Annotated in this window: 20 protein-coding genes; 10 read left to right on the top strand and 10 right to left on the bottom strand. The window is 70.4% G+C overall.

Translation table 11 applies throughout. The features are described 5' to 3' along the window. The first annotated feature begins 84 nt into the window (after positions 1-84). Together BM314_RS01830 and glpX are read left to right on the top strand one after the other, a co-directional pair. Positions 85-1,401: a homoserine dehydrogenase gene (locus tag BM314_RS01830; RefSeq protein ID WP_091976631.1), complete on the top strand. Its 1,317-nt coding sequence runs from the start codon at positions 85-87 to the stop codon at positions 1,399-1,401. Between the two features lie 145 nt (positions 1,402-1,546). Beyond that, positions 1,547-2,530, top strand: coding sequence for a class II fructose-bisphosphatase (glpX, locus tag BM314_RS01825; protein ID WP_020091889.1), 984 nt, complete (start codon positions 1,547-1,549; stop codon positions 2,528-2,530). A 57-nt stretch (positions 2,531-2,587) separates the two neighbouring features. Here the strand turns inward: glpX and BM314_RS01820 are convergent, their stop codons facing one another. Further along, positions 2,588-3,535, bottom strand: a complete 948-nt coding sequence (locus BM314_RS01820) for a L,D-transpeptidase (protein ID WP_091926585.1) — start codon at positions 3,533-3,535, stop codon at positions 2,588-2,590. Between the two features lie 512 nt (positions 3,536-4,047). Here BM314_RS01820 and BM314_RS01815 point away from each other — a divergent pair. The 4 genes from BM314_RS01815 to BM314_RS01800 all read left to right on the top strand — a co-directional run bounded on the left by BM314_RS01815 (position 4,048) and on the right by BM314_RS01800 (position 8,892). Beyond that, positions 4,048-5,310 (top strand): MFS transporter, encoded by a 1,263-nt coding sequence (locus tag BM314_RS01815; protein WP_020091891.1) that lies wholly within the window; start codon positions 4,048-4,050, stop codon positions 5,308-5,310. Between the two features lie 225 nt (positions 5,311-5,535). Then, entirely contained in the window at positions 5,536-6,828 is a 1,293-nt protein-coding gene (locus tag BM314_RS01810) for an MFS transporter (RefSeq protein ID WP_020091892.1), read from the top strand. A 6-nt stretch (positions 6,829-6,834) separates the two neighbouring features. Beyond that, entirely contained in the window at positions 6,835-8,055 is a 1,221-nt protein-coding gene (locus BM314_RS01805) for a CaiB/BaiF CoA transferase family protein (RefSeq protein ID WP_170868016.1), read from the top strand. 24 nt (positions 8,056-8,079) lie between these two features. Continuing rightward, positions 8,080-8,892 (top strand): enoyl-CoA hydratase/isomerase family protein, encoded by an 813-nt coding sequence (locus BM314_RS01800; RefSeq protein ID WP_091677110.1) that lies wholly within the window; start codon positions 8,080-8,082, stop codon positions 8,890-8,892. A 252-nt stretch (positions 8,893-9,144) separates the two neighbouring features. Here BM314_RS01800 and BM314_RS01795 read toward each other — a convergent pair whose 3' ends face one another. The 4 genes from BM314_RS01795 to dctP all read right to left on the bottom strand — a co-directional run bounded on the left by BM314_RS01795 (position 9,145) and on the right by dctP (position 12,869). Next, complete coding sequence (locus BM314_RS01795; protein ID WP_091976630.1) at positions 9,145-9,612, bottom strand: YbaK/EbsC family protein; 468 nt, start codon at positions 9,610-9,612, stop codon at positions 9,145-9,147. Between the two features lie 196 nt (positions 9,613-9,808). After that, positions 9,809-11,161: a TRAP transporter large permease gene (locus BM314_RS01790; protein WP_020091896.1), complete on the bottom strand. Its 1,353-nt coding sequence runs from the start codon at positions 11,159-11,161 to the stop codon at positions 9,809-9,811. Beyond that, positions 11,158-11,850, bottom strand: a complete 693-nt coding sequence (locus BM314_RS01785) for a TRAP transporter small permease (RefSeq protein ID WP_056528433.1) — start codon at positions 11,848-11,850, stop codon at positions 11,158-11,160. The genes BM314_RS01790 and BM314_RS01785 overlap by 4 nt, the downstream gene beginning before the upstream one ends. Further along, positions 11,847-12,869 (bottom strand): TRAP transporter substrate-binding protein DctP, encoded by a 1,023-nt coding sequence (gene dctP, locus BM314_RS01780; protein ID WP_020091898.1) that lies wholly within the window; start codon positions 12,867-12,869, stop codon positions 11,847-11,849. The genes BM314_RS01785 and dctP overlap by 4 nt, the downstream gene beginning before the upstream one ends. A gap of 193 nt (positions 12,870-13,062) precedes the next feature. On the opposite strand from dctP, the gene BM314_RS01775 reads away from it, so the two are divergent. Beyond that, positions 13,063-13,716 (top strand): GntR family transcriptional regulator, encoded by a 654-nt coding sequence (locus tag BM314_RS01775; protein ID WP_056528436.1) that lies wholly within the window; start codon positions 13,063-13,065, stop codon positions 13,714-13,716. A gap of 182 nt (positions 13,717-13,898) precedes the next feature. Further along, on the top strand, positions 13,899-14,828 hold the full coding sequence (locus BM314_RS01770) for a class I SAM-dependent methyltransferase (protein ID WP_091976628.1): 930 nt from the start codon (positions 13,899-13,901) through the stop codon (positions 14,826-14,828). A gap of 29 nt (positions 14,829-14,857) precedes the next feature. Here the strand turns inward: BM314_RS01770 and BM314_RS01765 are convergent, their stop codons facing one another. The 5 genes from BM314_RS01765 to BM314_RS01745 all read right to left on the bottom strand — a co-directional run bounded on the left by BM314_RS01765 (position 14,858) and on the right by BM314_RS01745 (position 22,201). Beyond that, positions 14,858-15,538 (bottom strand): GntR family transcriptional regulator, encoded by a 681-nt coding sequence (locus BM314_RS01765; protein ID WP_020091901.1) that lies wholly within the window; start codon positions 15,536-15,538, stop codon positions 14,858-14,860. A gap of 21 nt (positions 15,539-15,559) precedes the next feature. Further along, entirely contained in the window at positions 15,560-18,547 is a 2,988-nt protein-coding gene (locus BM314_RS01760) for an FAD-binding and (Fe-S)-binding domain-containing protein (protein ID WP_091976626.1), read from the bottom strand. 208 nt (positions 18,548-18,755) lie between these two features. Beyond that, positions 18,756-20,561 (bottom strand): IlvD/Edd family dehydratase, encoded by a 1,806-nt coding sequence (locus tag BM314_RS01755; protein WP_020091903.1) that lies wholly within the window; start codon positions 20,559-20,561, stop codon positions 18,756-18,758. A 156-nt stretch (positions 20,562-20,717) separates the two neighbouring features. Beyond that, positions 20,718-21,485, bottom strand: coding sequence for an SDR family oxidoreductase (locus tag BM314_RS01750; protein WP_091926591.1), 768 nt, complete (start codon positions 21,483-21,485; stop codon positions 20,718-20,720). A gap of 2 nt (positions 21,486-21,487) precedes the next feature. Then, positions 21,488-22,201 (bottom strand): GntR family transcriptional regulator, encoded by a 714-nt coding sequence (locus tag BM314_RS01745; RefSeq protein WP_091976624.1) that lies wholly within the window; start codon positions 22,199-22,201, stop codon positions 21,488-21,490. Positions 22,202-22,320: 119 nt separating this feature from the next. On the opposite strand from BM314_RS01745, the gene BM314_RS01740 reads away from it, so the two are divergent. Together BM314_RS01740 and BM314_RS01735 are read left to right on the top strand one after the other, a co-directional pair. Next, complete coding sequence (locus BM314_RS01740; RefSeq protein ID WP_091976623.1) at positions 22,321-23,580, top strand: ABC transporter substrate-binding protein; 1,260 nt, start codon at positions 22,321-22,323, stop codon at positions 23,578-23,580. Positions 23,581-23,587: 7 nt separating this feature from the next. After that, positions 23,588-24,463, top strand: coding sequence for a branched-chain amino acid ABC transporter permease (locus tag BM314_RS01735; RefSeq protein ID WP_091677084.1), 876 nt, complete (start codon positions 23,588-23,590; stop codon positions 24,461-24,463). The last annotated feature ends 1 nt before the right edge of the window (position 24,464 follow it).

The raw sequence follows: 24,464 nt of genomic DNA, 5'->3' as shown, positions 1-24,464 counted from the left end.
CCTTGCGGGCGGGGCGGAATTCTTGCAGAAGTGCGCCGCATCGGGCGCCCGGCCCATCGCGGTCGCCCGGGCACGGAAGGGGTCATGACAGTGAGCTTTCGCCTCGGGATCGCCGGACTCGGGACCGTCGGTGCGTCCGTTGTCCGGATGGTCGAGCGCCGCCGCGCCGCCTTCGCTGCGGCGGGCCTCGACATCCGCGTCACCGCGGTCTCCTCGCGCGACCGTGGCCGGGACCGCGGCCTCGACCTGTCCGGCATCGCGTGGTTCGACGATCCGGTGGCGCTCGCCCGGTCGGAATCCGTGGACTGCGTGGTCGAGCTGATCGGCGGCGCCGAGGGACCGGCCAAGGCCGTGGTCGAGGCGGCGCTCGCGGCGGGCAAGCCGGTGGTGACCGCCAACAAGGCGCTGCTGGCCCGTCACGGCGCCGCCCTGGCCGCGCAGGCCGAGGCGAAGGGCGTGGCCCTCGCCTTCGAGGCGGCGGTGGCCGGCGGCATCCCGGTGATCAAGACCCTGCGCGAGGGCCTGCCGGGCAACGCGGTCTCCCGCGTCTACGGGATCCTCAACGGCACCTGCAACTACATCCTCAGCCGCATGGAGCGCGAGGGGCTGACCTTCGAGGCCTGCCTGAAGGACGCGCAGGCCCTGGGCTACGCCGAGGCGGACCCGACCTTCGACGTCGAGGGGTTCGACACCGCGCACAAGCTCGCGATCCTGACGAGCCTCGCCTTCGGGACCGTCGTCGACGCCGACGGCGTGTCGGTCGAGGGCATCTCCCGGGTGCAGCCCCTCGATCTGCGCATGGCGGACGAACTCGGATACCGGATCAAGCTGCTCGGCGTCGCGCAGGCGACCGAGGCCGGCATCGAGCAGCGGGTCCACCCGACCATGGTGCCGAAATCCTCGGCGATCGCGCAGGTCATGGGCGTGACCAACGCCGTGACGATCGACGCGGACGCGGTGGGCGAGCTCACGCTCATCGGTCCCGGCGCCGGCGGCGAGGCCACGGCCTCCGCGGTGGTGGCCGACATCGCCGACGTGGCGCGCGGCGTGATCCGCCCGACCTTCGGCGTTCCGGCCGCGGCGATGCGCGCCAGCGAGCGCGTGGAGATGCAACGTCACGAGGGCGGCTACTACATCCGCCTCACCGTCCATGACCGCCCGGGCGTCGCGGCCGGCGTCGCGCAGCGGATGGCCGAGCGATCCATCTCCCTGGAGAGCATCCTGCAGCGCCGCGTCGAGGGGCCGGAGACCGATCCGCGCGGCCGCTCCGGCCGGCCGGTGCCGCTGGTGCTGATCACCTACGCGGCGACCGAGGGCAACATCCGCGACGCCCTCGACGCCATCGGCGCCGACGGGCTGCTGGCGGAGCCGCCGCAGCTGATCCGGATCGAGCGTGAATAACAGTGCATACGGTCGCGTGACCCCCCACCGCTTGATGCAGGATAGTGGGCTTTAGCGAACCGGCGTATACGCTGCGCGGCCGTCATCCGACGGTATCCATCCGGGATCCGACCCCAAGATCGGACCCGGCCAGAGGCAGGAAACCATGGAAGAGGCCCCCAAGCCGGCATCGCGCGGCGTCCCGCGCACGCTCGCCCTCGAACTGGCCCGCGTGACGGAGCGTGCCGCCATCGCCGCCGCCCGATTGCGCGGCCAGGGCGACGAGAAGGCGGCCGACCAGGCCGCGGTCGACGCGATGCGCGACGAACTCAACGGCCTGCCGATCCGCGGCACCGTGGTGATCGGGGAGGGGGAGCGCGATCAGGCGCCGATGCTGTTCATCGGCGAGCAGCTCGGTCTCGGGGAAGGGCCCGAGGTCGACATCGCGGTCGATCCGCTTGAGGGCACGACCCTCTGCGCCAAGGACATGCCCGGCGCCATCGCCGTCATGGCCATGGCCGAGCGCGGCTCGCTCCTCGCCGCGCCGGACGTCTACATGCAGAAGATCGCGATCGGGCCCGGCTACCCGCCCGGCCTCGTCGATCTCGACGCCAGCCCGACCGACAACATCGCGGCGCTGGCCCGGGCCAAGGGCGTCGACCCGAAGCAGATCACCGCGCTGATCCTCGACCGGCCGCGCCACGCGGCGCTCGTGGCCGAGGTGCGGGCGGCCGGCGCGGCGGTCCGCCTGATCTCGGACGGCGACATCGCCGGCATCATCTTCACGGCGAGCCCCGAGGAGACGGGCATCGACCTCTATCTCGGGACCGGCGCGGCGCCCGAGGGCGTGCTGGCGGCCGCCGCGATGCGCTGCATCGGCGGCCAGATGCAGGGACGCCTGATCCTCGACACCCCGGACCGTCGGCGCCGGGCCGCCGAGATGGGCATCGAGAATCTGGACCGGAAATACGACCTGACCGATCTCGCGAGCGGCGACGTCATCGTGGCCGCCACGGGCATCACGGACGGGGCTCTCCTGCGCGGCGTGCGCTTCCGGCCGGACAAGATCCAGACCGAGACCCTGGTGTACCGGTCCGAGGCCGGGACGGTCCGCCGGATCCTCGGCGAACACCGGCGCGGGCTGACCTGAACCGGCGGACCGCCGGTCCCGGACCGGCGGCGCTCGGGCGGTGGGCCCGGCCCGGCCTCAGTTCAGCACCACTACCTTGCTGCCGACGCCGACCCGGCTGAACAGGTCGATCGCGTCCTGATTGATCATCCGGATGCAGCCCGACGACACGCTCTTGCCAATGGAGAAGGGCTCGAGGGTTCCGTGGATGCGGAACAGCGTGTCCTTGTTGCCCTGCCAAAGGTACATGGCGCGGGCGCCGAGCGGATTACGCAGACCGCCGGCGACGCCGAGACCGCTCTGCAGCTTGTCGACCTCGCTGGCGAGCTTCGGGCTGCGGGCGATCATCTCCTTCGGCGGATACCAGTCCGGCCACGCCTGCTTGGAATTCACCGTCGCGGTGCCCGACCACGAGAAGCCCTGCTTGCCGACGCCGACGCCGTAGCGGCGGGCCCGGCCGTTGGCCTCGACCAGGGTGAGCTGGTGGGCCCGCGGGTCGACGATGATCGTCCCCGGCTCGTAGGGACCGTGATAGGCGATCTCCTGACGGAGGAAGGCGGGGTTCATCTTCTTGTAATTGAACGCCTGGACCGGGAACACGTCGTCCGTGATCGGGCCGTAGATCTTGGCGTAGTCGATCGGCTCGTTGTCGGGCGCGCGGAGCACGGCCTTGGCCTTGGCGGCCTCTAGCGGCGAGAGCCCCTCGGCCGGAGGCGTGCTGCCCGGGCGTGCCGGGACCGTCGGGTCCGTCTCCAGGTTGGCGGCCGGCGGCGGCGCGACCGGGGCCTGCGCGGCGGGCGGCGGGGGTGCCGGGCGCACGAAGTCGGTGCGGCCGGTATAGGGCAGGTAGCGGCCGCCGCGACGCACGTAGAGCGCGCCGTTCTGATCCTGGTAGAGCTGATTATCGTCGCCGAACCCGTCGATCCCGGCATCGCCCACGGGGCCGCGGCCCTGGGCGTTTGCGGCGGAGGCGAGGGCGAGGACCGTGAAGCCGGCCAGGAGAAGGCGACGGATCGGGGCGGACATGGTTCGAATTCCTCGGGAGGCGCCGCCGGGGCTTGCCGCGACGCGCAGGCGAGCGGGCCGGCACGAAGTCGCGGCACAGCTCATCCCGGGGCTTAGCAAAGGTCGCGCTTTACCGCCAAGTTGCCGACGATCATCGAGGGCAACTTACAGGGTCTTCCGGGTCGTTTCTCGCCGCGTGTGTTGCCCTCGTGCAGCAACGATTTCGGCCGCGCCGCTCACCGATCCGTGAGGGCGCCGGGCGAGCGCCCGTTTACTCGGCACGCCTGCCTCGCCGAGCGGCAGCGACTCGGCGCCAGCGACTTGGCGGATTGCGGTTCGGCCGCGGCGCCGCGACGGCCGAGCGATCCGGTCGGCGGGCGTCCGTCCGGGATGGCACGCTTGCTGCATTGCCCAGTCAGCCGCGCCTGCTGCGGCGGCGGAGCAACGACGCTCCAAACAGCGGACGGTGTGAGTCCGGATCCCCGGCATGAGCGACCGCACGGCGGTTCGCCCACTTACGACGAGCACCAGCTATGGCCAGCTTCAAAACGGTGATGAAGTCGGGTCACCCCCCGACGCTGTTCGCGGCATTCCTCTACTTCGATTTCTGCTTCGCCATCTGGGTCCTGAACGGCGCCATGGGCCCGTTCATCACCGAGACCTACAAGCTGACGCCGGCCCAGACCGGCTTCATGATCTCGCTACCGATCCTCGCCGGTGCGCTGATGCGCTTCCCGCTCGGCGTCTTGGCCCAGTATATCGGCCGCAAGAACGCCGCGATCACCGAGATGGTCGTGATCATGCTGGCGATGGCCTACGGCTATCTCTTCGTCTCCTCCTACAACGACGTGCTCGCCATGGGCGTGCTGCTCGGCATCGCCGGCGCGTCCTTCGGCGTCGCGCTCTCCCTCGGCTCCGGCTGGTTCCCGCCGGAACACAAGGGGTTGGCGATGGGTATCGCGGGCGCCGGCAATTCCGGCACCGTGCTGGCCGTGCTGTTCGCCCCGCCGCTGGCCCAGGCCTACGGCTGGCAGACCACCTACGCCTTCGCGGGCCTCGTGATGCTGCTGCCGCTGGCGGTCATGATCGTGCTCGCCAAGGAGCCGCCGGATTGCGAGCACCAGTCCTTCAAGGAGCACGTCTCCTGCCTGTTCACGAAGGACGGCTGGGCGTTCTCGCTGATCTACGTCATCACCTTCGGCGGCTTCATCGGCCTGTCGAACTTCCTGCCGACCTTCTTCTACGAGCAGTTCGCGGTGACGAAGGTCGAGGCCGGGCGGCTGACGATGCTGGCGGCCTTCATGGGCTCCGGCATCCGGATCGTCGGCGGTTACTTCGCCGACCGGATGGGCGGCATCGCGGTGCTGTCGGTGGTGCTGCTGGCGGCGATCGCGACCCTGCTCTCGCTGACCGCGACCCCGTCGCTGGCGCTCACGACGCTCCTGTTCATGCTGTGCTTCGCGGCGCTCGGCGCCGGCAACGGCGCGCTGTTCCAGCTCGTCCCGCTGCGCTGGCCCACCAACACGGCGGTGGCCGGCTCGATGATCGGCGAGATCGGCGCGCTCGGCGGCGCGATCCTGCCGAACGTCATGGGCCTGTCGAAGCAGTATACCGGCTCGTTCTCGCTGGGCTTCGTCGGCTACGCCGTCTTCACCGCGATCGTGCTCGGTTGCCTCGCCCTCTGGCAGCGCAAGTGGGTCGGGAGCTGGGTCGGGCCGCGCGGCAAGGCGCTCGGCAAGGCGATCGGCACGCCGACCGAGGCCGAGCAGGGTCAGCTCCGGCCCGCGACGGCCTGACCGGCGCCGCGGCGCCTTTCAGCGACGACCGACACGAGACGGGGGCCCGGGCGGTCCCCGTTTTCAGTTGCACCCCGTGGAACGAATTCACGTGCCGGATGCACGTCGGCGGTTGCCTTCCGCCGCGCGACGCGTTTGAATAATGCATTACGAAAGAGCGCCCGGCCCGAGAGCCGAGGTGCCCGGCGACCGCGCGAGGCGGCGCCCCCATGGGAGGAACGGTCGATGTCGAAGCGCTTCAGCGCCACGAACGGCGTGCTCGGCCTGCTCTGTCTGATGTACTTCATCACGTACCTGGACCGGGTGAACATCGCCACGGCCGGTGCGGAGATCATGCGCGATTTCGGCATGTCGAAGACCGATTTCGGTCTGATCCTGTCGGCCTTCGCGTACCCCTACGCGATCTTCCAGGTGATCGGCGGCTCGGTCGGCGACAAGTTCGGCGCCCGGCGCACGCTGCTCGCCTGCGGGGTGATCTGGGCCTCGGCGACCATCCTGACCGGCATGGTCGGCGGCCTCGTCAGCCTGTTCATGGCCCGGGTGCTGCTCGGCTTCGGCGAGGGCGCGACCTTCCCGACCGCCACCCGCGCCATGCAGAACTGGACGGCGCCCGGCCGGCGCGGCTTCGCGCAGGGCATCACCCACGCCTTCGCGCGGCTCGGCAACGCGGTGGCGCCCCCGATCGTGGCCTTCCTGATCTACCATTTCGGCTGGCGGACGAGCTTCGTCATCCTCGGCGCGGTGAGCTTCGTCTGGGTCGCGATCTGGTGGCTGTACTTTCGCGACGACCCGTCCGAGCATCCGGCGATCACCGAGGCCGAGCTCGCGACGCTGCCGCCGCCCCGCCAGGTCGGCGCGAAGCAGAGCGTGCCGTGGGGCGCCCTGACGCGCCGGATGCTGCCGGTCACCGTCACGTATTTCTGCTACGGCTGGACCCTGTGGCTGTTCCTCGGCTGGCTGCCGAGCTTCTTTAAGGAGAACTACAGCCTCGACCTGAAGAACTCGGCCCTGTTCGCCTCGGGCGTGTTCTTCGCCGGCGTCGTCGGCGACACGGTCGGCGGCCTGCTCAGCGACTCGATCCTGCACCGCACCGGCAAGGTGAAGCTCGCGCGCCTGTCGGTGATCGTGATCGGCTTCCTCGGGGCGGCCGCGAGCCTCGCGGGCGTGTTCATGACCCGGGACCTGACCCTCGTCGCGCTGCTGCTGTCCTCCGGCTTCTTCTTCGCCGAACTGGTGATCGGACCGATCTGGTCGGTGCCGATGGACATCGCGCCGAAATACGCCGGCACCGCCAGCGGCCTGATGAACACCGGCTCCGCCGTGGCGGCGATCGTCTCGCCGATCGTCTTCGGCGTCATCGTCGACGTGACCGGGAGCTGGACGCTGCCCTTCGTCGGCTCGATCGGCCTGTGCCTGCTCGGCGCCGCGCTGGCCTTCACGATGCACCCCGAGCGGGAGTTCGTGGATCCCGTCACGCCGCCGGTCGGCCCCGCGGCCACCGTCCCGGCCGGGGAGTAGCGCGCGATGGCGGAGACGATGAAGCGGTCGGGTCCCCTCGCCGGGATGCGGGTGATCGAGCTCGCCCACATCATGGCCGGGCCGGTCTGCGGGCTGATGCTCGCCGACATGGGTGCGGAGGTGATCAAGGTCGAGAAGAGGGAGGGCGACGACACCCGTCGCACCGTCCCGCCCGCCCTCGAGGGCGAGAGCGCGGCCTACATGATGATGAACCGCGGCAAGCGCGGACTCAGCCTCGACCTGAAGGATCCGGACGGTGTCGCGGTCCTGCGGCGCCTGCTCAAGGGCGCGGACGCCCTGATCGAGAACTACCGCGGCGGCACGATGGAGCGCCTCGGGATCGGGTACGAGACCCTGAAGGTCGAGTTCCCGGAGCTGGTCTACTGCTCGCTCTCCGGCTTCGGCCGCACCGGTCCCTACGCCGACCGGGCCGGGTTCGACCTCGTGGCGCAGGGGATGAGCGGCCTCATGTCGGTGACCGGGGAGGGGCCCGGGCGTCCGCCGATGAAGTGCGGGCCGCCGGTCACCGACATCACCGCCGGCATCCTGGCCGCCATGGGCATCCTCGCCGCCTACGCGAACCGGCTCCGCACGGGCCGGGGCCAGGCGGTCGACACGTCGCTGTTCGAGGCCGGCATCACCCACACCTACTGGCAGTCGGCCATCGCCATGGCGACCGGGGTCGCTCCCGGGCCGATGGGCTCGGCCCATCCGCTGAACGCCCCCTACGAGGCCTTCGAGACCGCCGACGGCTGGATCACGATCGGCGCGGCCAACCAGACCAACTGGACGCGCCTGCTGAAGGCCATCGGCGCCGACGACCTCGCCGAAGACCCGCGCTTCGCGCTGAACCGCGACCGGATGGCCAACCGGCACGCGCTCGCCGCGACCCTCGCGCCGGTCTTCCGGGCCCACGGCTCGGCCGAGTGGCTCGCCCGGCTGGAAGCCGGCGGCGTCCCGGCCGGCCCGGTCCTCGACGTGAACGCGATGCACCGGGACCCGCAGACCCTCGCCCGCGAGATGGTGGTCGAGGTCGATCACCCGCGGGTCGGCCGCATGAAGACGCTCGGCCTGCCGGTGAAGTTCTCCGAGACACCGGGTCGCGTGCACGGGCCGGCCCCGTTGCTCGGCGAGCATTCCCGGGCGATCCTGGCGGAGGCCGGCTACGCGCCGGCCGAGATCGACGCGCTGATCGCGCGGGGCGTGGTCCGCGAGACCGCGGCCTGACGCCGCCACCCGGAGACGCCGCGCATGACCGCCAAGCCCGCGACCGACGAGTTGCTGTTCACCACCGACGAGGCCGGCATCGCCCGCATCGTCCTGAACCGTCCGCAGGCGCGCAACGCGCTGACCTTCGCGATGTACCAGGGCCTGATCACCTGCTGCGAGGCGATCGCCGGGAACCCCGCGGTCAAGGCGCTGATCATCACCGGTGCGGGCGACAAGGCCTTCGCGGCCGGGACCGACATCGCCCAGTTCCGCGACTTCAGCACCGCCGAGGACGCGCTGGGCTACGAGCGCTTCATGGACAGGGTGCTGGGCTCCCTGGAGCGGCTGCGGGTGCCGACCATCGCGGCGATCGCCGGCGCCTGCACGGGCGGCGGCGCGGCCATCGCGGCGGCCTGCGACCTGCGCATCGCCACGCGCGACGCCCGCTTCGGCTTCCCGATCGCCCGCACCCTCGGCAACTGCCTGAGCCAGGGCAACCTCAAGCGGCTCTCCGGCCTGATCGGCCCGGCGCGAGTCAAGGACATCATCTTCACCGCCCGCCTCGTCGGCGCCGAGGAGGCGCTCGCCATCGGCCTCGTGGGCGAGGTGGTCGACGATCGGATCGCGCTCACGGAGCGGGTCGATACGCTGGCCCAGCTCTTGGCCAACCACGCGCCGCTGACCATGCAGGCGACCAAGGAGGGTCTGCGGCGGCTCGCCGAGGAGGAGGCCGGCGCCGAGGGCGCGCCGCATCCCGGCGATGACCTGATCCTCATGTGCTACATGAGCCAGGATTTCCGCGAGGGCATGGAGGCGTTCCTCGGCAAGCGCCCGCCCAACTGGACCGGGCGCTAGGGCCGCACCGGAGGGTGTTGCGACGGTCCGGAGAGAAAGCGTCTTCAGTGTCGAGACAGAGGCGCCATGCCTCCTCTCCCGGGCGGGAGAGGGTTGGGGTGAGGGACGAGAACGTTAAGGATCAAGCGCGCGATCCTCCGTCGACGGCGCGCGCCTCGTCTGGACAGCCCTGATCCCTCAACCTCTCCCTCTCCCGCGCGGGAGCGGGGATCCGCACCTCGTGCGGAGCGGGAATGGCGCTGGCCGCGCCGCTCAGCCCGGCAGCGCGCAGACATCGACCCAGGCGGCGCCGGTCAGCTCGGCCATCCGCGCCGGCGCGATCCGCACCGAGCTGTGGGTGCTGCCGGCGGCCGGCACCACCTCGTCGAACGCCTGCAGGGAGACGTCGCAGTAGACCGGCAGCGGCGCCAGCAGGCCGAAGGGGCAGACGCCGCCCACCGGATGGCCGGTGAGCGCCTCGACCTCGCCGAGGTCGAGCATCCGCACCTTGCCGCCGAAGGCAGCCTTGGCCTTCCGGTTGTCGAGCCGCGCGTCGCCGCGCGTCACCACCAGGGCGACCTGATCGCCGACCCGGATCGAGAGCGTCTTGGCGATCTGGGCCGGGGCGACGCCGTGGCCCTCCGCCGCCTCGGCAACGGTCGCGGTGCTGGTCTCCAGCACGATGACCGCGATGTCGGGCGCCTTCTCGGCGAAGAAGGCGCGCACGGAGGCGAGGCTCATGGTTCGGTCCGAAGCTCGGGATCGGGGCGGGGCGGCGCGCGCGCTGCCATAGGCGGCTCCGGTCGCGCCGGCCAGCGCGCCGACGCGGGCCGCCACTGCGCGGGGCGCGACGCTCGCGCGACCGTGTCCCCTCGCGCGACAGGCCCCTCTCCCGGCGGAGAGGGGCCTGCCCGGCAGACTCGCTGCGTGTTTCGACCTACCGCGTCGTCGTCAGCAGCAGGTCCGGCAGCCACATCGCGATGCCCGGCACGAGGCACAGGATCAGGATCGCCACCGCCATCAGGATCACGAAGGGCAGGGTGCCCCAGATGATGTCCGAGAGCGGGATGTCCGGGGCGATGTTCTTGATGACGAAGATGTTGAGGCCCACCGGCGGGTGGATCAGGCCCATCTCCATGGTGATGGTCATCACGACGCCGAACCAGACGAGGTCGAAGCCGGCGGCCTTGAGCGGCGGCAGGATGATCGGCGCCGTCATCAGGATGATCGAGACCGGCGGCAGGAAGAAGCCGAGCGCGATCACCAGCGCCAGGATGGTCACCAGCAGCACCCACGGCGACAGCTGCATCGCGACGATCGCGGCGGCGGCCGACTGCGAGATGTGCAGGTAGCTCATCACGTAGGCGTAGAGCAGCGACATGCCGATGATCAGCATCAGCATGGTCGATTCCCGCAGCGTCGCCGTCAGGATCGGCGTGACGTCGCGGAAGCGCCAGACGCCGTAGATCGCGGCGATCAGCGCCAGGGCCATCAGCCCGCCGAGGCCCGCGGTCTCGGACGGTGTGGCGTAGCCGCCGTACAGCGCCACCATCACGCCGGTGAGCAGGACCACGAAGGGCAGAACCCGCGGCAGCGTCGAGAAGCGCTGCGCCATGCTGTACTGCTCGTCCGCCAGGATCGGCGAGGCCGGCCCGCCGCGCTCCAGGGCCACCTTCGCGGCGGCGTATTCCGAGCGGAAGCGCACCATCGACCACGCGGCGAACAGGCCCACGAGCAGGAGCCCAGGCCCGATGCCCGCGAGGAACAGCCGCCCGAGCGACTGCTCGGCCGCCACCGCGTACAGGATCATGGTGATCGAGGGCGGCAGCAGGATGCCGAGCGTGCCGCCCGCCGCGATGATCCCGGCCGCGAAGCCCGGCGAGTAGCCGCGCTTGCGCATCTCCGGGATGCCGGCCGAGCCGATCGCCGAGCAGGTGGCCGGGCTGGAGCCCGCCATGGCGGCGAAGAGCGCGCAGGCGAAGACGTTGGCGATGCCCAGGCCGCCCGGGATGCGGTGCATCCAGGCGTGCATGGCCGTGTAGAGATCCTGGCCCGCCTTGGACCGCCCGATGGCCGCGCCCTTCAGGATGAAGAGCGGGATCGACAGCAGGGTGATGGAGGCCATTTCCTCGTAGACGTTCTGCGCCACCGTATCGAGGGAGGCGCCGGGCATGAACGCCACCATGAAGGCGAGCGCCACGAAGCCCAGCGCGAAGGCGATGGGGATGCCCGAGAGCATCGCCCCGAGGGTCGCGCCCGCGTACAGGAAGCCGATCGCGGCCGTGCTCATCGTTCAACCTTCGCGGAAACGGTCTGACCCATCGGGTCCGGTCCCCGGGGCGCGACCTCGGCCGCCCCGTGCATGTCGCGATTCACGTCGGCCCCGAGCCCGATCTTGGGCTGCGCCCAGCCGGCGGCCCGCGGCCCGTAGGCGAGGGCCTCGGCGATCTGCAGGACGAACTGGAGGCACAGCAGGCTCATGCCGACGGACATGAGCGTGTAGGGGATCCAGAGGGGCGGTCCCCAGGTCGACTGCGAGACCTGACCGTCGACCCAGGCCTCGTGATCGAGCGACCAGCTCTTCCACGCGAAGAACAGACAGAAGGCGAGGCTGACGACGTCGGCCAGCAGGAGCCGGACCCGGTTCGCCGCAGGCGGGAGGAGGCCGGTCAGGGCCTCGATCGCCACGTGCCCGCGCTTGGCCTGCACGCCGGCCGCCGACAGGAAGGTGGCCCCGATGATGAGGTACACCGCCATCTCGTCCTGCCACTCCGTCGGCTCCTTCAGGAGGTAGCGGACGACGACGCTGTGGGTCAGGACGAGGCAGGCTGCCACCAGGCAGAGGCCGCCGACGGCCAGGATCACCTTGTTCAGGAGGCGCATGCCCCGATCGAAGGTGCCGAGGAGGCCCGGAAGGCGCGGTTCCTCGGCCCCGCGCGCCTCCGGAGCGGCCGTGGCCGCGTCGAAGCCGTGGCTCACGCGACCTGCTCCGCGAGCTTCAGCAGTTCCGCGCAGTTCGCGTTCTTGGCGGCGTAGTCCTTCCAGGCCGTGCTGCGGGCGAGATCCCGCCACTGGCCGAGGGACTTCTCGTCGACCTGGACGACCTTGGCGCCGGCCTTGGCGAAGATCTCCTCGACGCGGGTGTCGTCCTCCTTCGCGCCGGCCTGGCCGAAGGCCTCGAGCTCCGTGCCGACCGCCATGATCAGGTCCTGCTGCTCCTTCGGCAGGCCCGAGAACACGATCTTGGACATCATGATCGGCTCGAGCATGAACCAGTAGGAGCGCTCGCGTCCCGAGGTCAGCGCCTTGGACAGCTCCTCCAGGCGGAAGGAGATCAGGCTAGTGGATGAGGTGATCACCGCGTCGCAGGCGCCGGTCTGCATCGCCGCGTAGGACTCGTTCGACGGGATCGAGAGGGTGGCCGCGCCGGCCTCCTTCATCATCATGTCCATCTCGCGCGAGCCGCCGCGGACCTTCATCCCCTTGGCGTCGGCCGGCGCCACGAGGGCGCGCTCCCGGCTCGCGACGCCGCCGGCCTGCCAGACCCAGGAGACCAGGATGATGCCCTTCGCGTCCAGGATCTCGGTGAGCTTGCGGCCGACGGGGGCCGCCTTCCACGCCACGGCCTGCGCGTAGGACGTCACGAGGGCGGGCATCAGGCCGATATTGAGTTCCGGAATCTCGCCGCCCGCATAGGGGCTCGGGTAGAGCGACATGTCGAGCGCGCCCTTGCGCATGGCGCCGAACTGGGCGTTCGTCTTCATCAGCGAGGAGCCCGGGTAGACCTGGACGTCCAGGGCGCCCTTCGAGCGCTCGCCGACCATCTTGGCGAACTTCCGGCACATGCGGTCGCGGAAATCGCCCTCGTCGATCGTGCCGCCGGGGAACTGGTGGGACAGCTTCAGCGTCGTGGCTGCCTGCGCGCTGTTCAGGCCGAACCGCAGGATGGCCGGTGCCGCGAGCGTGGCCGCGATCAGCGATCGACGAGTTGGCGTCATGGAGCTCTCCCGCACCGCAAACAACGCGGCGTAATTTTGTGCGCTGCAATAGTGCAGCGCTTCGTTGTATGCATGGAAAACCGGCTTGTATATTTTGTCAATGCTCCAGCATAATGTTCGCGCGCGCCGAACATCCGCCGGCCTCAAGGGCGGGGCGGCGCGCGACCCGTTCATCGGGGGAGGGAACGGCGGCATGAGCCACGCGCAGCGGCTGCGGCAGCGAATCGAGGATGAGATCGTCTCCGGCGAGCTCGCCTTGGGATCGCGACTCGACGAGAACCAGCTCGCGGCCCGCTTCGGGGTCTCGCGCACGCCCATCCGGGAGGCGCTGCTGCAGCTCGCCGTCACCGGGCTGGTGCAGACGAAGCCCCGGCGGGGAGCGATCGTCAGCGCGCCCGAGCCGCACCTGCTGCTCGCCATGTTCGAGACGATGGCGGAGATCGAGGCGGCCTGCGGCCGTCTCGCGGCGCGCCGCCTCGTCCCCGAGGACGCCGCCGCACTGCGCGCCGCGCTGGAGGGCTGCCGCGCCGCCCTGACCACCGAGGACACCGAGGCCTACTACGCCGAGAACTACGTGTTCCACACGGTGGTGTACCGGGCGAGCCGGAACGCCTTCCTGGCGGAGCAGGCGCTGTCGCTCCATCGCCGCTTGGCCCCGTATCGCCGGCTGCAGCTGCGCGTGCGCCAGCGCCTGCCGCAATCGCTGGCCGAGCACGAGGCGATCGTCGCCGCGATCATCGCGGGCGACGAGGCCGGCGCCGCGGAGGCCCTCCGGGGCCACGTGATCGTCCAGGGCGACCGCTTCACCGATCTGGTGGCCGGACTGCGGGCGCCGAGCGCCGCCTGAGCGGCGGGGGGCGCGTCGCCCGCGATAATTGCGTCGGCGGTCTGTCCGAATCCGGGCCCGGCCCGGGATCGTCCCTTCATCGCGCCCTAACCCTGCCGGCAGGTCGGACTGCGTAGGTGTTCCGCCCGACTCGACCATAAGTTGCAGTCCCGGCATTGTCGATCCGGAGCCGGGGATCGATCATGCTGAAGGACGTCGTCAGGAGCGCGGGCCGTCGCGCGGGGGTGGATATCTTCCGGGCCAGCCGGGAAGTTTTTCGCTGGAGCCACACGGTCCACGATTACTACCCCGTCGTGCCGTCCGCGCGCTGGTCGCCGGGCCGGGCGCCGCACGGCCAGCTCAAGGCGGTGCTCGCCCGGTCGCACGCGGCCTACGACAGCTTCCTCACGGAACTCGAGGCGCGGGCGGACCTGCTGCACAGCGTCCCGCACGACGCGCCCGTGACCGGTGGGGCGACGCCCCACTGGAACAACACGTGGTTCACCGCCCTCGACGGCGCCGCGCTGATGACCATGCTGGCCTGGAAGCGTCCGTCTCGGTTCTTCGAGATCGGCTCGGGCTGCTCGACCTGCTTCGCGCGGCACGCGATCGACACCCTGAACCTTCCGACGCGGATCACCTCGATCGATCCGATGCCCCGCCGCGAGATCGACGCGCTCTGCGACTGGACCGTGCGCAGCCCGCTGGAATCCTGCGATCTGAAGATCTTCGAGGAACTGAAGGCGGGCGACATCCTCTTCTTCGACGGTTCGCACCGCTCCTTCGCGAATTCGGATGTAACGGTGTTCTTCTTCGAGGTGATGCCGCGCCTCGCGCCGGGCGTGATCGTGCAGATCCACGACATCTTCATCCCGGACGACTACCCGTCCGCCTGGAACTGCCGATTGTACAACGAGCAGTACCTTCTGGCAGCGATGCTGCTGTGCGGCGCGCCGCCGTTCCGGGTGACCGTGCCGGTGATGTATATCTGCCAGGACCCTGCGATGAGCGCTCGGGTCAAGACGGTCTTCGCCGCCCGCGGCACCGGCCCCGACATCCCGTTCCTCTACGCGAACGATTCCCGCACGCCGGGCGCGTCGTTCTGGTTCGAGATGACCGGGACGCCCGGCTGATCGCGGGCGCGGTCTATCGCAGCTGAGGCTCAGGCAGTCTCGGCCGCACCGTAATTGGCGGCGATCACCGACTTCTTCCCGCGGATGTGCTCGCGCATCAGGACGGCCAGCGCCGCACCGTCCCGGGCGCGCAGCAGCGCGATCATGCGCTCGTGCTCGGAGACGGCGCGGGCCCACTGCTCGGGGGTCTGGTGGGCGGAGTAGCGCGAGCGCTGGATCCGGCCGGACAGGCTCTCGTAGATATTGGCGAGGATCGTGTTGCGGCTCGCCGCCATGATCCCCTCGTGGATGCGCCGGTTGTGGCTGAAGTAACCGGCCTCGTCGCCCGATTTCCAGGCCTCGACCATCGCGTCGTGGTCGACCACCAGGGCGTCGATGTCGGCGTCGGTGATCGTGCGGCAGGCGAGGTCACCGGCCGTCGCCTCGAGCCCGGCGATCACCTCCATCATCTCCTCGAGTTCGCCGTCTGAGATGCTGGCGACGCGCGCCCCGCGATTCGGGAGCAGTTCGAGCAGTCCCTCCGTCGCCAGGATCTTGATCGCCTCGCGGAGCGGCGTCCGCGAGATCCCGAAGCGCTCGGTCAGCTCGCTCTCGTTGATCCGCGCCTTCGGCTCCATCTCGCCGGACCGGATCAGTTCGCGCATGCGCTCGGCGACCTCGTCGTGGAGGTAGCGGCGGCTGATGCCGATCCCGGGCTCGATTTTGTTCATGGTCCCCCGACACACGTCAGGTCAGTGCGACCTGTGGTCTATGTGTAGGTGCCCGGCAATGGAGTGTCGAGGCACGAGGGCCCGATCCAGCACGCGGGCCACATGTTCCGCCTGGAGACCCAGCCCGTCGTGGATCTGGTGACGGCAGCTCGTCCCGTCGGCCACCACGAGGTCGTCGGGCCCTGCGGCGCGCAGCGCCGGGAACAGCGACAGCTCCGCCATGGCGAAGGACGTCTCGATGGATTCCGGCCGGTAGCCGAAGGCGCCCGCCATCCCGCAGCAGCTCGACTCGATGACCCGCAGGTCGAGCCCCGGCACCGACCGGAGCACCGTCTCGACCGAGCCCATGACGCCGAAGGATTTCTGATGGCAGTGGCCGTGCAGGTGCGCGACCCGGCCGCCCTGATCGGCGAACGGCAGCGCGATGCGTCCGGCCGTCAGGTCGGCGGCCAGAAGCTCCTCGAACAGGAATGACTGCTTGGCCAGCAGCGCGGCCTCTTCGCCGGGCAGGAGCGCCGCGAACTCGTCCCGGAAGGTCAGCAGGCAGGACGGCTCGAGGCCGACGACCCGTGCCCCCGCACGCAGGAACGGCAGCAGCGCGTCGAGGGTGCGGCGCGCCTCCTGGCGCGCCCGGTCGGTCTGGCCGGCAGAGAGCCAGGTCCGGCCGCAGCAGAGGGGGCGCCGGCCGCGGGACGGGTAGACCCGGTGCAGCCGGTAGCCGGCCGCCTGCAGGACGCGCTCGGCCGCCTCGAGATTCTCCCGCTCGAAGGCCCGGTTGAAGGTGTCACCGAACAGGATCACGTCGCGTAAATCGCCCGCGACGTCCTGCGCGTGGGCGGGCTCGCCCTGCTCGCTCCAGGGCCGGCGCCAGCGCGGCAGCGAGCGCCTGGCCGAGAGGCCGGCGACGCGCTCCGAGAGGGCGGCGAGGGCCGGGTACCGGTCCCGTAGGTTGAGGAGCGGCGCCAGCCGCGCGGCGGCCCCGGCGTAGAGCGGCATCGTCGCGATCAGGCGCTCCCGCAGGGGCAGCCCGTGGCGGGCGTGGTAATGGTGCAGGAACTCGATCTTCATCTTGGCCATGTCGACGCCGGTCGGGCACTCGCGGCGGCAGGCCTTGCAGGAGACGCAGAGATCGAGGGTGCGCTTCATCTCCGGGCTGGTGAAGGCGTCCTTGCCGAGTTGGCCCGAGATCGCGAGCCGCAAGGAATTGGCCCGGCCCCGGGTCAGGTGCTGCTCCTCCCGGGTTGCCCGGAAGGAGGGGCACATGGCGCCGCCGACGAGCTTCCGGCAGGTGCCGTTGTTGTTGCACATCTCGACGGCGGAGCCGAAGCCGCCCCAGTCCGACCAGTCGAGGGCGGTCTTCATCGGAGCCGACACGGCGTAGTCCGGTTTAAAGCGGAACAGGCTGCGATCGTCGAACTTCGGCGCCCGCACGATCTTGCCGGGGTTGAGCCGGTTGTCCGGGTCGAACGTGTCCTTCACGGTCTCGAAGGCGCGGGTGAGCGTCGCGCCGAACAGCGGCTCGACGAATTCCGAGCGCGAGAGGCCGTCGCCGTGCTCGCCGGAATACGAGCCCTTGTAGCGGCGCACCAGCTCGGAGGTCTCCTCCGCGATCGCCCGCATCCGCCGGACGTCACCGGCCTCCTTCATGTCGAGGATCGGGCGGACATGCAGGCAGCCGACAGACGCGTGGGCATACCACGTGCCGCGGGTGCCGTTCTTGGTGAAGACCTCCGTCACCGCGTCGGTGTAGTCGGCGAGGTGCTCCAGCGGGACGGCGCAATCCTCGATGAACGAGACCGGCTTCGCGTCGCCCTTCATCGACATCATGATGTTGAGGCAGGCCTCGCGCACCTCCCAGACGGATTTCTGGCGCGCGGGCTCGACGACCTCCATGACGGCGTCTGGGAAGCCGTGATCGGCCATGCAGGCGTCGAGGCGCTTCAGGTCGCGCCGGAGCGACGCGAGGTCGTCGCCGGCGAACTCCGTCAGCAGAAGGCAGTTCGGCTTGCCCTTGGTGATGTCGGCGAGCGTCGTGCGGAACAGCGGGATATCGGCGCCGAGCACGAGGACGTTGTTGTCGACCAGCTCGACCGCCACCGGGTCCAGGCCGACGATGTGCCGCGTCGTCTCCATGGCCGCCCGGAAGGACGGGAAGTGGCACACGCCCATCACGCGGTGTGTCGGCAGGCGCGAGAGCTTCAGCGTCACCGCGGTGGTCGCGGCCAGCGTGCCCTCGGACCCGACGAGCAGGTGCGCGAGGTTCGGCTGGGCCTCGATCAGCGAATCGAGGTTGTAGCCGCCCACGCGGCGCTGAACCTTCGGGTAGTGCGCCTCGATTTCGGCGCGGTGGTCCTCGGCGAGGCCGCGCATCCGCGCGGCGAGCGCCGCGGCCCGATCCGACCCGTTCACGCCCGGATGCGCGTTTCCGGTCAGGCCGAAGCCGAAGGCCTCGCCGTCGTGGAGCAGCGCCTCGATCGCGAGGACGTTGTCGCTCATCTTCCCGTAGCGCAGGGAGCGGGCCCCGCAGGAATTGTTGCCCGCCATGCCGCCGATGGTGCAGCGGGTGGCCGTCGAGGGCTCGACCGGGAAGAACCAGCCGTCGGCCTTCACCCGGGTGTTCAGGCGCTCCAGCACCATGCCGGGCTCGACGGTGATCGTGCCGGCCTCCGCGTCGTAGGCCAGGACGCCGTTGAAGTACCGCGAGCAGTCGACGACGAGGCCGGACCCGATCGGCTGGCCGTTCTGCGAGGTGCCGCCGCCACGCAGGATGACCGGGGCGCCGTGCTCGGCGGCGATGCGCAGGGTCGCGGCGATGTCGGCGGCGGAGCGCGGCAGCACCACGCCGGCGGGCATGATCTGGTAGATCGACGCATCGGTGCTGTAGCGTCCGCGCGTGAAGGCGTCGAAGCGCGCCTCACCATGGAGCTGCTCCGCCAGCCGGCGCGGCAAACCGGCCTCGAGGCGCGCCGCTGCACGCGGCGCCGGGGCATCCGCCCTCGCTTCCGTCACGATCGATCCCTCCCGAGATGGGACGCGCCCACCCGCGGGGAAATGTATTCAAAATTCACTGCGGCGCAAACCGGCCGCGGTGTCACGCTGGTAACGGGCTGCCGGGGCCCGGTTCCGCGGTCGGCCTCGCGGGCTGCCGCGAACCTCGCCCGGCGCGCGGGCCGTCGCAGCCCCGCGTCCGCCCGTCGGGCGGGTTCTGGTAACGGCCTCAGTGGTTGTCCCGCGGCACCCCGGAGGCCTGCGCGACCTTCTGGAACTTCACCGCGCCCTTCAGCACCATGCCTTGATCGAGCTGGTCGACCTGATCGCGGTAGATCTCCTGCCAGGGCGTCTGCGTCGCCGGGTAGGGATATCCGCCGCGCGCCGCCAGATCCGAGCGCCGGCGCGCGATCTCCTCGGCCGGGAGCAGGATGTCGGCGCTCCGGCGGTTGAGATCGATGCGGATGCGGTCGCCGCTCTGCAGCAGGGCCAGCCCGCCGCCCACGGCCGCCTCGGGAGACGCGTTCAGGATGGCGGGCGTGCCGGAGGTGCCGGATTGCCGGCCGTCGCCGATGCAGGGCAGCGAGGTGACGCCGCGCCGGATCAGGGCGCCGGGCGGCTGCATATTCACCACCTCGGCGGCGCCGGGATAGCCGATCGGTCCGGCCCCGCGCATGATCAGGATGGTGTTCTCGTCGATGTCGAGCGCCGGGTCGTCGATCCGCGTGTGGTAGTCCTCGGGACCGTCGAACACGATCACCCGCCCCTCGAAGGCCATCGGATCGTTCGGATTGCGCAGGTAGCGGGCGGCAAATTCCTCCGAGATCACGCAGGTCTTCATGATCGCGGAATCGAACAGGCTCCCCTTGAGATTGAGGAAGCCGGCGCGCTCCATCAGCGGCTCGCCGTAGGCGCGGATCACGTCGCGGTTCCAGCTGTGCCGCCCGCGGTAGTTCTCGCCGACGGTCCGGCCGTTGCAGGTCAGGGCACCCTCGTGGACCTTCCCGGCCTCGATCAGCTCGGCGAAGACCGCCGGCAGGCCGCCCGCGCGGAAATACTCCTCGCCGAGCCAGCGGCCGGCGGGCTGCATGTCCACGAGCAGCGGGATCTCGAACCCGACCCGTTCCCAGTCGTCGCAGCTCAGCGGCACGCCGATATGCTTGGCGATGGCGTTGATGTGGATCGGCGCGTTGGTCGAACCGCCGATCGCGGCGTTGGCCACGATCGCGTTCTCGAAGGCCTCGCGGGTCAGGATGTCAGAGGGCTTGAGGTCTTCCCAGACCATCTCGACGATCCGCTGGCCGGTGGCGTAGGCCGCCTGGCCGCGCTCGCGGTAGGGCGCCGGGATCGCCGCCGAGCCGGGCAGCGCGAGGCCGAGCGCCTCGGCGAGGGCGTTCATCGTCGAGGCCGTGCCCATCGTGTTGCAGTGGCCCGTGGACGGTGCCGACGACCCGACGATGTCCATGAACTGCTGGAAGTCGATATCGCCGGCGGCATGCCGCTCGCGCGTCTTCCAGACGATCGTGCCGGACCCGGTCAGCTCCTTCTGGAAGTAACCGTTGAGCATCGGTCCGACGTTCAGCGAGATCGCCGGGATGTTGACGGTGGCCGCCGCCATCAGACAGGCCGGCATGGTCTTGTCGCAGCCGGTCAGCAGCACGACGCCGTCGAGCGGGTAGCCGTACAGCACCTCGACCAGCGACAGGTAGGCGAGGTTCCGGTCGAGCGACGCGGTCGGCCGCTTCCCGGTCTCCTGGATCGGGTGGCAGGGAAACTCGAAGGCGACGCCGCCGGCCGCCGTGATGCCGTCCCGCACCCGCTTGGCGAGCTCGACGTGATGGCGGTTGCAGGGCGACAGGTCGGAACCCGTCTGGGCGATGCCGATCAGGGGCTTGCCCGACCGCAGCTCCTCCGGCGTCAGCCCGTAATTGAGGTAGCGCTCCAGGTAGAGGGCGGTCATGCCCGGGTTGTGCGGGTTGTCGAACCAGGCCTTCGAGCGCAGGTCGGCGGGCGTGATCCGGCGTTTGTCGCTCATGGTCGCTTCCTCGCATCCTGGGGCCGGCGCTGGCGGTCCGGCTCGTGTCTTCCGCTACCGCGGCGGGCGTCGCGGCCGCGGTCGCGGCGCCCTGAGCTCGATCTTGCAATACTCTGAGGATTGATCCGCCGCAGCATCTCCGGCGCTGGATTAATTTCAGGACAGCATCCGGGTGTCACCATCGATGGAAATGGCCTGCCCCGAGATCGTCCGGCCGCGCGGCGAGCAGAGCAGCAGGATCTGGTCGGCGAGCTGCCGCGCCGTGACGTACTCCTTCACCGACACGAACGAGAACGCCCGCGCCTCCATGTCGGCGAAGCTCGTGCCCTGCTGCTGGGCCTTCGATTCGAGCACCCGGCGCTGGCGATCCCCGGCGACGAGGCCCGGCAGGATCGCGTTCACCCGGATCCCCGCGCCGCCGAGCTCGATCGCCAGGGACTTGGTGAAGCCGATCACCCCCCACTTGGCGGCCGCGTAGGGGCTGCGCAGGGCGAAGCCGAACTTACCCGCGGCCGAGGAGAGGTTGACGATCGAGGCGTTGGCGCTCTGGCGGAGATGCGGCACCGCCAGGCGCGCGCAGTTGAACTGGCTGGTCAGGCAGACCGTGAGGCAGCGATCCCACTCCTCGGGGGCAATCTCCTCGACCCGGCCGGTCGGGCCGGCGATCCCGGCATTGTTGACGAGCACGTCGAGGCCGCCGAGGAACTCGACCGCCTGGTCCATCATCGCGGCGACGGCGTCGCGGTCGGCGACGTCGGTCCGGCTGCGCCCGACGGTGTCCGGCAGCGCGGCCAAGGCCTCGGCGTCGATATCGCAGGCGAAGACGCGCGCGCCTTCGTCCAGGAACGCGTCGACGATCTCGCGACCGATTCCGGCAGCGCCCGCCGTCACCAGGACCCGCAGGCCGGCAATCCCCAGATCCATGATCAATCCTCTCCCTGAACGTCCCGCAATCCGCCGCGGGTCAAGATGAACTCCGCGGCTTCCCGGATGTCGGCGGCGATCGCGGCCGCGGCCGCCGCACCGTCCCGGATCTCGATGGCTGCCACGGCCTCGGCGTGCCGGCGCAGAGCGAAGCCCTGGAGGAGGCGCTCCGGGTGGGCGCGCAGATCCAGGTTGATCACCGGGCCGGCCTTCAGCCAGAGCCGCGCGATGATCTCCTGCAGGGGTGCCAGCCCGCAGGCGCCGTAGATGGCGAAATGCAGGTCGCGGTTGAGCTGAACGGCGCGCGCCCTGTCGGGCTCCGCCGCCTCGGCCTCGGCCCGGAAGGCCGCCTCGGCACTCCGTATCGCCGCGAGTTCGGCCCCCGTCCGCCGGTCGGCCGCCCGCGCCACCGCGATGCCCTCGACCGCGATGCGGGTCTCGACCAGGGCCCGGAACGCGGCCGCGCCCATGACCGGCACCCGGATCACGCGATTCGGCGCCACCTCCAGCACGCCGTCCGCCGCGAGCCGGCTCACCGCCTCGCGCACCGGCATGACCGAGACGCCGAGCGCCGCCGCACTCTGCCGGAGGGACAGCCGGTCGCCCGGCGCCAGCCGCCCCGAGGCGAGGAGATCCGACAGGGCCTCGTAGACGGTGTCGGACAGGGTCCGCCGCGCGAGCTGGGGCAGGTCGGCCAGCGCCAAAGTGGAATTCATATGCCGACACTAGACGGATCCGGCACTATCGCGCTAGTGATCTGTGATCACAGTTCGGGTGAGGGCCGTCAGAGCCCGCCACAACAACCCGGCTGGAGGACACGCACGGGAGCGGAACGATGACGGACCGGTACGGGGAATCCCTTTCTCGCCGCAGCCTCCTGCGCGCCGGCGGCGCGGCGCTCCTCGCGCCGGCCCTCGCGAGCCCGGCGCTCTCCCAGGGACAGTCCGAGGTGATCCGGATCGGTCACCTCACGCCGCGGACCGGCTTCCTCGGGCCGCTCGGCGAGTTCGCCGTGCAGGCGGCCCAGCTCGCGGTGGAGGAGATCAACGCCGCCGGCGGCATCGCGGGCCGGAAGGTCGAGCTCCTGTCGGAGGACAGCGTCAACCCGCAGACCGCCTCGGCCAAGGCCGAGCGCATGGTCCAGCGCGACCGCGTCGCCTGCCTCGTCGGCGAGATCAACTCCGCTTCGGCGCTGGCGATCAGCCAGGTCGCGCAGCGCGAGAAGATCCTGTTCATCAACACCGGCGCCAACTCGGACGCGCTGCGCGGCTCCGACTGCAAGCGGTTCATGTTCCACGTCGAATCGCAGAACACCATGATGGTGCGGGCCTGCGGGCGGGCGCTCCTCGAGCGGGGCCTGATCAAGGGGCGCAAGGTCTACGCGCTCACCGCCGACTACGCCTTCGGCCACGATCTCCTGAAGCAGGCCAAGAAGTACTTCGCCGCCAACGACGCCACCCTCGTCGGCGAGGATCTGATCCCGACCGAGCTCACCGACTTCTCACCGTTCCTGCTCAAGCTCCGTCAGGCCAAGCCGGACCTCGTGATCTGCAACCTCGCGGGCGCGCAGATCACCAACTTCCTGAAACAGTACAGCGAGTTCGGCCTGCCGTTCCCGGTTGCCGGCTTCGGCTTCGACACGGCGCTCGCCTGGGGCGCCGGGCCGGGGAACTTCCTCGGCACCTGGCCGGTGATCTGGCACCACCAGATCGATTCGCCCTCGGCGAAGAAGTTCGTCGCCGCCTTCAAGGCCAAGTACAAGAAGCCGCCGGAGAACCAGGGCTGGGGCGACTACACGGCGATGAAGATCGTCGCGCAATCGATGAACGAGCTCAAATCGACCGAGTCGATCAAGGTCGTGGAGCACCTGGAATCGGGCGCGAAGTTCGACATCGCCAAGGTCCGCGAGGGCTATTTCCGCCCCTGGGACCACGAGCTGATGCAGGAGATGTTCGCGATCACCGCCTTGCCGGCGGACCAGGTCAAGAACCCCTACGACATCTTCACCTCGACCGGCCCGTTGCCCGGTCCCGGCGAGAGCCTGGAAGTGCTCGCCACGACCCGCGACGAGAACGCCTGCACCTTCCCGGCGTGAGGCGTCCATGCAGCTCGTCTTCATCCTGGAGCAGGTGCTCAACGGCCTGCTGATCGGCGTGCAGTACCTGCTGATCGCGCTGGGTTTGTCGCTGATCTTCAGCCTCGGCGGGATCGTGAACCTCGCCCACGGCGCGTTCTACGCGATCGGCGCCTACATGACCGTGCTGCTGACGCCGACGATCGGCTTCGGCGGCGCGCTCATCGCCTCGCCGCTCGCGGTGGCGGTGCTCGGCCTCCTGATCGAGCGGTTCCTGCTCCGGCGCTTCTACCGTGGCGACCCGACGCTCGGCCTGCTCCTCACCTTCGGGCTCGCGATGGTGGCGGAGCAGGCGCTGCGCATGGCCTTCGGGGCCGCGCCGGTGCCGTTCGGGATCCCGAGCTGGCTGCGCGGGCAGATCTTCATCGGCGACCTGATCTACTCGCGCTACCGGCTCTCGATCCTCGTCGTGGCCCTCGCCTGCGTCGCCGGCCTGTGGCTGCTCCTGACGCGGACCAGCTTCGGGCGGGTGGTCCGGGCGGGCGTGCAGAACCCCGACATGGTCGCGGCGCTGGGCATCTCGCTGCGGCCCTACATGACCGCCGTGGTGACGATCGCGGTCGGGCTCGCGGCGCTCGCCGGGACCATGATGGCGCCGGTCACGGGCGTGCAGCCCGCCATGGGCGCCGAGATCCTGACCTTCGCCTTCGTGGTCGTGGTGATCGGCGGTCTCGGCTCCTTCTGGGGCGTGGTGCTCGCCGCGCTGATCGTCGGCGTGGTCCGGGGCCTCACCGCCTACGCCTACCCGCCGGCCACCGAGGCCGCCGTCTACGCCCTCATGGTGCTCGTCCTGCTGCTGCGCCCGCGCGGCCTGTTCGGCGAGCACATCGCCCGGTTCGAGTGAG

This window comes from Methylobacterium sp. 13MFTsu3.1M2, assembly GCF_900112625.1.
Taxonomy (GTDB): domain Bacteria; phylum Pseudomonadota; class Alphaproteobacteria; order Rhizobiales; family Beijerinckiaceae; genus Methylobacterium.
Note: the sequence above shows the minus strand (reverse complement) of the source record. Positions and strands in the feature narration are given on the sequence as shown.